Origin of the sequence: Peptoniphilus harei (assembly GCF_900454685.1) — a bacterium.
In the GTDB taxonomy this organism is placed as follows: Bacteria; Bacillota; Clostridia; order Tissierellales; family Peptoniphilaceae; genus Peptoniphilus_A; species Peptoniphilus_A harei.
The window spans coordinates 1-8,689 of the sequence record NZ_UATM01000029.1 but is presented as its reverse complement, the minus strand read 5'-3'; the positions used below and the strand labels follow the sequence as shown (position 1 = coordinate 8,689).

Below are 8,689 nucleotides of genomic sequence, written 5' to 3'. Positions count from 1 at the left end.
CAAGAGTGACAACAAAACCAAAATTAAGGGCTGCAACAGCATCCATAGTATCATAACCCGCTAAGAAACCAGCAACTACTGGAGCATCCTTATAATTTCCACTTGCCACTGCTAAATCTTTTGGTAAAGTCATTACCTTGGCAAACATTATAAGTATTAAGAGTAATAGTGTTGGAGTTAGATACTTTCCAACTCTTGCCACTAACTTATTTGGCTTTAAGCAAACAAGCATTGCAACTGAGAAGAATAAGAATGTATATACTAATCTTACAAGTGATAGGTTTAAAGCTTTCTGGTACATAAGGTGCTATTGCCATTTCAAAGGGAACTGACCCTGCTCTTGGTATGCCAAGTCCAGGTCCTATAGAAAGTATATAGCAGTAGTAAAAACTAGGGCGAACTTTCCTCCAACTCTTGAAGATAAGTTTTTAAGTCCATCAGTCTTGCCAACGGCTATTGCTCCAAGGACTGGGAAAATAATTGCGGTAACAGAAAAAGCCAAAAGTGAAATAATAGTCTTATTCCCTGCTTGGTTTTCCTAAAAATGGAGGGAAAATTAAATTTCCAGCTCCAAAAAACAATCCAAAGAGCATTATGCTCACTTGAGTAAACTGACTTCTTGATAATTTTTTTCATACTTTCTCCTAATTTTTAATTTTATAAATAAAAAAAGTCCCTTGTCTAAATAATAGACAAAGGACGAATTATCGCGTTACCACCTTAGTTCTTACCAATATGTAAGCTCTCTTAACAAGCATCAATCAATGCCGAGTATAGATAACGCCTACTAAAGCGGCAAATCTTACTAGGATTCAGACTTGCATAAGAAAAAGGATTTTCGAATTTATCTCCATTATAGGCTTTCACCAAACGCCTACTCTCTGAAAACTTTAATAAACCTACTCGTTTTTTCCAATATTTTTATTAATAAAATTATGATTTGCATGTTATTATAAGAAATAAAAATAAACTTGTCAAACACTTTTTTAAAAATTTTTTATAAAAATAATTTAAAAACTAAATATTTTCTGTAAGTGAATCTATTTTTCTCTAGTGCTATCGTCATCTAGACCCAAACCCTTGGCAAAGAAATTAAGACCATCTTTCGTGTCCTCTAAAGTCTCAAAGGAAGCCGAAGCATTATCTATATCATCAACCTTTTGTCCTAAGGGCTTGTCATAAGTTACACTTTTATCTGTGAGTAAAAGTTCTGGATTTAGATTTTTTACGAGTTTAAAGTCAGGATCCATTTCATCACCTATTAGACTTGCGTCAGGATAAAGAGCTTCTGCTCCACTAGGAACTCCTACTACATTTTCATAAGCCAAAAATTTTAATGCCTTTGCAGCCTTAACTGACATGGCAACAATTCTTGGATTTTCTTTTTCCACAAAGAGTTCCCTATCTTTAGTATCTGACCTTTTTTCTTTGTCTACATTTTCTTGGCTTACTTCTTTTTCATTGGAAGTATTTTCTACACTTGCCTCCTCCTTAGACTTACAAGAAGTTAATAGGATCATTATAAGTAAGGCATAAGCGATCTTATTATAAAACTTTCTTTCATAATAGAGCCTCCTTCTAAATTTTTGCACCATCTTTAATTTATTCTATTAATAGAATATCACATTATCAAGAAAATGTAAGTGCAAAATATTGTAAAAGTTTTAAACATTTAAGAGATCTTGAATAAATCCCATTAAAATTTTTATGTATTTATTATAAAAATTTACAATCATAACCACCGGCTGAGCCGGTGGTTTGTTTTGCCCCTATAAGGGGCTGTTACCGGCAGCATTCCATGCTTCGAACTTTCTTTCTCGTGCACCAATTTTCACAGCTGGTGCTAAAGCACCTTATTTTTTGCTTTTGTTTACTTGCTCACCCGTAAACGGGTCAACAAATTCTTTAATGCTTATTTGATCTGCCATGTAATCTTCTTTTAATTGATTTTTATATATTCTTGTATCTTTTTCACATTCTTTCCTGCTGTGTCTACATAGTATCCTCTGCACCAAAAATGTCTATTTCCATATTTATATTTTAAGTTTGCATGCCTATCAAATATTATTAGACTGCTTTTTCCTTTTAAATATCCCATCGTTTGAGATATGCTGTATTTTGGTGGAATTTCCAACAACATATGGATATGGTCTGGACAGCATTCCGCTTCTATTATATTTATTCCTTTTCTATCACATAAATCTCTTAATATTTTTCCTATATCTTGTTTTAATCTTCCATATATTAATTGCCTTCTGTATTTTGGAGCAAATACTACGTGATACTTACAATTCCATGATGTATGTGATAAACTATTTTTTATCCATTTTAGGATACCTCCCTTTTCTATTTATGCTACTGCCAGTAACATTAATAGTTTATCACGGGAGGTTTTTTGCTTGAAGCTAAAGCTTATTTTCCTACCACCAGCATAGCTGGTGGTTTATTCATACTAAAGCGTACAAGAAAAAACTGCCGCCTTAAGCGACAGTTTTTATTTAAAGTTTAAGATTAAGCATTAGTCTTTTCTGCAGCAGCTTTTTTAGCTTGAGCTTCTGCTATTTTTGCTTGTCTTTCTTTTTCTTTCTTTTCTTTTTCCTTTTGTTTCATTTTTCCACTCTTTCAGGATATTCACAATAGATTGCTCCTGTTGGACATTTTGAAACACAAATTCCACAGTTGATACACTTGTCATAATCAATTGATGCAAGATTATTTTCTACATGGATTGCATCCTTAGGACAGTTCTTTTCACAGATTCCACATCCTATACAACCAATGCTACAATTATTTCTAACAACTTTTCCTGAATCAAGTGACTTACATTCAACAACTGTTTTTGATTTGTAAGGTCTAAGTGAAATAATTTCTTAGGACAAATGTTGATACACTTCATACAAGCTACACATTTTTCCTTGTCAACTACTGCTACTCCATTAACCATGTGGATTGCATCGAATTCACAAACGCTAACGCAAGTTCCTCCACCACAGCAACCATAGTTACAAGCTTTTGCACCTTGTTGGTAGTCAGCTATAAGTCTACAGTCAACTAGGTCATTGTAATCATATTTATTTTTTGCCTTGTCACAGTCACTTGACAGTGAACTACGGCAACATTTCTATCAACATTTTCTGCATTGACACCCATTACTTGGCTGACTTTTTCAGCAGTTTCTGCACCACCAATAACACAACCATTAACTGGTGATGTACATTGGCAATTGCTTCTGCAAGTCCATCACAACCTGGGAAACCACAAGCTCCACAGTTTGCTCCTGGAAGGGCATCTCTTACTTCAGCTACCTTTGGATCAACTTCTACATAAAAACCTTTGATGCAATGGAAAGTATTATTCCGAAAAAAGCTCCCGCTATTCCCAAAACACCATTGGGGTAAGTATTGCACTAATTTCCATAATTACCTCCTATACCAATCCGCCGAAACCTGAGAATGCTATGGCCATAAGACCAGCATCACAGCGCAATAGGAACACCTTGAAGTGCTTAGGTACATCTGCAAGCATAAGTTTTTCTCTTAGGGCTGCGATTAATACTAAAGCTAGTGTAAAGCCTAGAGAAGCTCCAAATCCACTAAAGATTGTTTCTATTAAGTTATATCCGTTTTGCACGTTTAATACTGTTACACCAAGTACAACACAGTTTGTAGTGATAAGTGGAAGATAAACACCCATAGCTTGGTAAAGTGAAGGTGATGACTTCTTAATAAACATTTCTACAAATTGTACTAGAGATGCAATTACAAGTATAAAGGCAATTGTTTGTAAGTACTCAAGTCCAAATTTATTTAGTACGAAATTTTGAATTAGCCATGTTATTGCAGATGCAAGTACAACTACAAAGGTAACGGCAACTCCCATTCCAAGGGCAGTTTCTGTTTTGGAAGATACACCTAAGAAGGGACAAATTCCTAAGAACTGAGCAAATATATAGTTATTTACAAGTATTGTTGAATTAAAATTGTTAAAATACTCTCTAACATTAGTCTGCCCTCCTATTAAGTAGTAGTTTAAATCCTGCAATTAAGAATCCTAGAAGTATGAAGGCACCTGCTGGAGCTCCCATAAGTCCAATTCCTGGATAGGATTCTGGTAGGACTTGTTTTCAAATAATGTTCCGTAGCCGAAAATTCACGCACAAGACCATGGAAAGAATGCTATTGTATAGCAACTCCTGTTCAAGTCATCTACTATTGATGGAAAAGTTTGTTTTGTAAGCGAAACCTTCTGCTCTAAGGAAAAGTTAACTAGATTAGGGTAAAAAAAAGTCGATAAATGATTGGAATATGCTGAAGGATATTTGTACTAAAGTTAATGTATTCGATAAATATAATAATTCATTTATAAATGATCTTCAGATATTTCAATCAATTTATGCAGCACTTGTATTTTCTTACATAATCGTAGTTAACTGCTGTATCTTGGAGAAGCAGAAGGTTTCGCTTACAAGAACAAACTTGTTCATCAATAGTAGATGGACTTGGAACAGGAGTTGGCTATACAATAGCAGTTCTTTCCATGGGTCTTGTGCGTGAATTTTTCGGCTACGGAACATTATTTGAAAAACAAGTCCTACCAGAATCCTATCCAGGAATTGGACTTATGGGAGCTCCAGCAGGTGCCTTCATACTTCTAGGATTCTTAATTGCAGGATTTAAACTACTACTTAATAGGAGGGCAGACTAATGTTAGAGAGTATTTTAACAATTTTAATTTCAACAATACTTGTAAATAACTATATATTTGCTCAGTTCTTAGGAATTTGTCCCTTCTTAGGTGTATCTTCCAAACAGAAACTGCCTTGGAATGGGAGTTGCCGTTACCTTTGTAGTTGTACTTGCATCTGCAATAACATGGCTAATTCAAAATTTCGTACTAAATAAATTTGGACTTGAGTACTTCAAACAATTGCCTTTATACTTGTAATTGCATCTCTAGTACAATTTGTAGAAATGTTTATTAAGAATCATCACTTCACTTTACCAAGCTATGGGTGTTTATCTTCCACTTATCACTACAAACTGTGTTGTACTTGGTGTAACAGTATTAAACGTGCAAAACGGATATAACTTAATAGAAACAATCTTTAGTGGATTTGGAGCTTTCTAGGCTTTACACTAGCTTTAGTATTAATCGCAGCCCTAAGAGAAAAACTTATGCTTGCAGATGTACCTAAGGCACTTCAAGGTTTCCTATTGCGCTTGTGAGTGCTGGTCTTATGGCCATAGCATTCTCAGGTTTCGCGGATTGGTATAGGAGGTAATTATGGAAATTAGTGCAATACTTACCCCAATGGTGTTTTTGGGAATAGCGGGAGCTTTTTTCGGAATAATACTTTCCATTGCATCAAAGGTTTTTTATGTAGAAGTTGATCCAAAGGTAGCTGAAGTAAGAGATGCCCTTCCAGGAGCAAACTGTGGAGCTTGTGGTTTCCCAGGTTGTGATGGACTTGCAGAAGCAATTGCCAATGGTACATCACAGTTAATGGTTGTTATTTGGTGGTGCAGAAACTGTGAAAAAGTCAGCCAAGTAATGGGTGTCAATGCAGAAAATGTTGATAGAAATGTTGCCGTAGTTCACTGTCAAGTGACTGTGACAAGGCAAAAATAATATGATTACAATGACCTAGTTGACTGTAGACTTATAGCTGACTACCAACAAGGTGCAAAAGCTTGTAACTATGGTTGCTGTGGTGGAGGAACTTGCGTTAGCGTTTGTGAATTCGATGCAATCCACATGGTTAATGGAGTAGCAGTAGTTGACAAGGAAAAATGTGTAGCTTGTATGAAGTGTATCAACATTTGTCCTAAGAAAATTATTTCACTTAGACCTTACAAATCAAAAACAGTTGTTGAATGTAAGTCACTTGATTCAGGAAAAGTTGTTAGAAATAATTGTAGCATTGGTTGTATAGGATGTGGAATCTGTGAAAAGAACTGTCCTAAGGATGCAATCCATGTAGAAATAATCTTGCATCAATTGATTATGACAAGTGTATCAACTGTGGAATTTGTGTTTCAAAATGTCCAACAGGAGCAATCTATTGTGAATATCCTGAAAGAGTGGAAAAAATGAAACAAAAGGAAAAAGAAAAGAAAGAAAAAGAAAGACAAGCAAAAATAGCAGAAGCTCAAGCTAAAAAAGCTGCTGCAGAAAAGACTAATGCTTAATCTTAAACTTTAAATAAAAACTGTCGCTTTAAGGCGGCAGTTTTTTCTTGTACGCTTTAGTATGAATAAACCACCAGCTATGCTGGTGGTAGGAAAATAAGCTTTAGCTTCAAGCAAAAAACCTCCCGTGATAAACTATTAATGTTACTGGCAGTAGCATAAATAGAAAAGGGAGTATCCTAAAATGGATAAAAAATAGTTTATCACATACATCATGGAATTGTAGTATCACGTAGTATTTGCTCCAAAATACAGAAGGCAATTAATATATGGAAGATAAAACAAGATATAGGAAAAATATTAAGAGATTTATGTGATAGAAAAGGAATAAATATAATAGAAGCGGAATGCTGTCCAGACCATATCCATATGTTGTTGGAAAAATTCCACCAAAATACAGCATATCTCAAACGATGGGATATTTAAAAGGAAAAAGCAGTCTAATAATATTTGATAGGCATGCAAACTTAAAATATAAATATGGAAATAGACATTTTGGTGCAGAGGATACTATGTAGACACAGCAGGAAAGAATGTGAAAAAGATACAAGAATATATAAAAAATCAATTAAAAGAAGATTACATGGCAGATCAAATAAGCATTAAAGAATTTGTTGACCCGTTTACGGGTGAGCAAGTAAACAAAAGCAAAAAAATAAGGTGCTTTAGCACCAGCTGTGAAAATTGGTGCACGAGAAAGAAAGTTCGAAGCATGGAATGCTGCGGTAACAGCCCCTTATAGGGGCAAAACAAACCACCGGCTCAGCCGGTGGTTATGATTGTAAATTTTTATAATAAATACATAAAAATTTTAATGGGATTTATTCAAGATCTCTTAATGTTTAAAACTTTTACAATATTTTGCACTTACATTTTCTTGATAATGTGATATTCTATTAATAGAATAAATTAAAGATGGTGCAAAAATTTAGAAGGAGGCTCTATTATGAAAAGGAAAGTTTTATAATAAGATCGCTTATGCCTTACTTATAATGATCCTATTAACTTCTTGTAAGTCTAAGGAGGAGCAAGTGTAGAAAATACTTCCAATGAAAAAGAAGTAAGCCAAGAAAATGTAGACAAAGAAAAAAGGTCAGATACTAAAGATAGGGAACTCTTTGTGGAAAAAGAAAATCCAAGAATTGTTGCCATGTCAGTTAAGGCTGCAAAGGCATTAAAATTTTTGGCTTATGAAAATGTAGTAGGAGTTCCTAGTGGAGCAGAAGCTCTTTATCCTGACGCAAGTCTAATAGGTGATGAAATGGATCCTGACTTTAAACTCGTAAAAAATCTAAATCCAGAACTTTTACTCACAGATAAAAGTGTAACTTATGACAAGCCCTTAGGACAAAAGGTTGATGATATAGATAATGCTTCGGCTTCCTTTGAGACTTTAGAGGACACGAAAGATGGTCTTAATTTCTTTGCCAAGGGTTTGGGTCTAGATGACGATAGCACTAGAGAAAAAATAGATTCACTTACAGAAAATATTTAGTTTTTAAAATTATTTTTTATAAAAAATTTTTAAAAAAGTGTTTGACAAGTTTATTTTATTTCTTATAATAACATGCAAATCATAATTTTATTAATAAAAAATATTGGAAAAAACGAGTAGGTTTATTAAAGTTTTCAGAGAGTAGGCGTTTGGTGAAAGCCTATAATGGAGATAAATTCGAAAATCCTTTTTCTTATGCAAGTCTGAATCCTAGTAAGATTTGCCGCTTTAGTAGGCGTTATCTATACTCGGCATTGATTGATGCTTGTTAAGAGAGCTTACATATTGGTAAGAACTAAGGTGGTAACGCGATAATTCGTCCTTTGTCTATTATTTAGACAAGGGACTTTTTTATTTATAAAATTAAAAATTAGGAGGAAAGTATGAAAAAATTATCAAGAAGTCAGTTTACTCAAGTGAGCATAATGCTCTTTGGATTGTTTTTTGGAGCTGGAAATTTAATTTTCCCTCCATTTTTAGGAAACCAAGCAGGGAATAAGACTATTATTTCACTTTTGGCTTTTTCTGTTACCGCAATTATTTTCCCAGTCCTTGGAGCAATAGCCGTTGGCAAGACTGATGGACTTAAAAACTTATCTTCAAGAGTTGGAGGAAAGTTCGCCCTAGTTTTTACTACTGCTATATACCTTTCTATAGGACCTGGACTTGGCATACCAAGAGCAGGGTCAGTTCCCTTTGAAATGGCAATAGCACCTTATGTACCAGAAAGCTTTAACCTATCACTTGTAAGATTAGTATATACATTCTTATTCTTCTCAGTTGCAATGCTTGTTTGCTTAAAGCCAAATAAGTTAGTGGCAAGAGTTGGAAAGTATCTAACTCCAACACTATTACTCTTAATACTTATAATGTTTGCCAAGGTAATGACTTTACCAAAAGATTTAGCAGTGGCAAGTGGAAATTATAAGGATGCTCCAGTAGTTGCTGGTTTCTTAGCGGGTTATGATACTATGGATGCTGTTGCAGCCCTTAATTTTGGTTTTGT

At 34.4% G+C, this 8,689-nt stretch carries 11 protein-coding genes, 5 pseudogenes and 2 other annotated features; of the genes and pseudogenes, 8 read left to right on the top strand and 8 right to left on the bottom strand.

Going from position 1 to position 8,689, the window contains the following annotated elements; genetic code table 11:
- From DRZ96_RS01305 to DRZ96_RS01285, 8 genes and pseudogenes are all read right to left on the bottom strand, one after another.
- Positions 1–502: pseudogene (locus tag DRZ96_RS01305) on the bottom strand (branched-chain amino acid transport system II carrier protein); the annotation flags it as partial.
- Positions 503–518: 16 nt separating this feature from the next.
- Positions 519–593: a branched-chain amino acid transport system II carrier protein gene (locus DRZ96_RS11565; protein ID WP_256584790.1), complete on the bottom strand. Its 75-nt coding sequence runs from the start codon at positions 591–593 to the stop codon at positions 519–521.
- A gap of 99 nt (positions 594–692) precedes the next feature.
- Positions 693–925, bottom strand: a binding site (T-box leader).
- Positions 926–1,040: 115 nt separating this feature from the next.
- Positions 1,041–1,595: a substrate-binding domain-containing protein gene (locus tag DRZ96_RS01300; RefSeq protein ID WP_112889286.1), complete on the bottom strand. Its 555-nt coding sequence runs from the start codon at positions 1,593–1,595 to the stop codon at positions 1,041–1,043.
- A 258-nt stretch (positions 1,596–1,853) separates the two neighbouring features.
- Positions 1,854–2,323, bottom strand: a pseudogene (gene tnpA, locus DRZ96_RS01295) (IS200/IS605 family transposase).
- A gap of 283 nt (positions 2,324–2,606) precedes the next feature.
- A complete protein-coding gene (locus tag DRZ96_RS11560; protein ID WP_256584789.1) occupies positions 2,607–2,759 on the bottom strand; it encodes a 4Fe-4S binding protein in 153 nt (50 codons plus the stop codon).
- An 8-nt stretch (positions 2,760–2,767) separates the two neighbouring features.
- The gene (locus DRZ96_RS11555; RefSeq protein WP_256584787.1) at positions 2,768–2,944 is read right to left on the bottom strand and encodes a 4Fe-4S binding protein; all 177 of its coding nucleotides are present in this window, start codon (positions 2,942–2,944) and stop codon (positions 2,768–2,770) included.
- 205 nt (positions 2,945–3,149) lie between these two features.
- A complete protein-coding gene (locus tag DRZ96_RS11550; protein WP_256584786.1) occupies positions 3,150–3,407 on the bottom strand; it encodes a (Fe-S)-binding protein in 258 nt (85 codons plus the stop codon).
- A 19-nt stretch (positions 3,408–3,426) separates the two neighbouring features.
- Positions 3,427–4,041, bottom strand: coding sequence for an electron transport complex protein RnfA (locus tag DRZ96_RS01285; protein ID WP_409371946.1), 615 nt, complete (start codon positions 4,039–4,041; stop codon positions 3,427–3,429).
- Between the two features lie 344 nt (positions 4,042–4,385).
- On the opposite strand from DRZ96_RS01285, the pseudogene DRZ96_RS01275 reads away from it, so the two are divergent.
- The 8 genes and pseudogenes from DRZ96_RS01275 to DRZ96_RS01250 all read left to right on the top strand — a co-directional run.
- Positions 4,386–4,704: pseudogene (locus tag DRZ96_RS01275) on the top strand (Rnf-Nqr domain containing protein); the annotation flags it as partial.
- Positions 4,704–5,281: pseudogene (locus DRZ96_RS01270) on the top strand (electron transport complex protein RnfA). The pseudogenes DRZ96_RS01275 and DRZ96_RS01270, both read left to right, overlap by 1 nt.
- 2 nt (positions 5,282–5,283) lie before the next feature.
- Positions 5,284–5,628 (top strand): (Fe-S)-binding protein, encoded by a 345-nt coding sequence (locus tag DRZ96_RS12290; protein ID WP_409371945.1) that lies wholly within the window; start codon positions 5,284–5,286, stop codon positions 5,626–5,628.
- 126 nt (positions 5,629–5,754) lie between these two features.
- Positions 5,755–6,093, top strand: a complete 339-nt coding sequence (locus DRZ96_RS12285; RefSeq protein WP_409371944.1) for a 4Fe-4S binding protein — start codon at positions 5,755–5,757, stop codon at positions 6,091–6,093.
- Complete coding sequence (locus tag DRZ96_RS12280; protein WP_409371947.1) at positions 6,015–6,188, top strand: 4Fe-4S binding protein; 174 nt, start codon at positions 6,015–6,017, stop codon at positions 6,186–6,188. Before DRZ96_RS12285 ends, DRZ96_RS12280 begins: the two co-directional genes overlap by 79 nt.
- Before the next feature lie 188 nt (positions 6,189–6,376).
- Positions 6,377–6,840 (top strand): annotated as a pseudogene (tnpA, locus tag DRZ96_RS01260) (IS200/IS605 family transposase); the annotation flags it as partial.
- 468 nt (positions 6,841–7,308) lie between these two features.
- A complete protein-coding gene (locus DRZ96_RS01255) occupies positions 7,309–7,683 on the top strand; it encodes a substrate-binding domain-containing protein (RefSeq protein ID WP_112889285.1) in 375 nt (124 codons plus the stop codon).
- A gap of 95 nt (positions 7,684–7,778) precedes the next feature.
- Positions 7,779–8,010, top strand: a binding site (T-box leader).
- A 56-nt stretch (positions 8,011–8,066) separates the two neighbouring features.
- On the top strand, positions 8,067–8,689 hold a 623-nt coding region (locus tag DRZ96_RS01250), incomplete at its 3' end, for a branched-chain amino acid transport system II carrier protein (RefSeq protein WP_172605444.1).

Excerpts from the sequence above, each read along its gene's own strand:
- DRZ96_RS12285 (WP_409371944.1), top strand. The coding sequence starts at position 5,755 with ATGGTTAATGGAGTAGCAGTAGTTGACAAGGAAAAATGTGTAGCTTGT.
- DRZ96_RS01300 (WP_112889286.1), bottom strand. The coding sequence starts at position 1,595 with ATGGTGCAAAAATTTAGAAGGAGGCTCTATTATGAAAGAAAGTTTTAT.
- DRZ96_RS11555 (WP_256584787.1), bottom strand. The coding sequence starts at position 2,944 with ATGGTTAATGGAGTAGCAGTAGTTGACAAGGAAAAATGTGTAGCTTGT.
- DRZ96_RS12290 (WP_409371945.1), top strand. The coding sequence starts at position 5,284 with ATGGAAATTAGTGCAATACTTACCCCAATGGTGTTTTTGGGAATAGCG.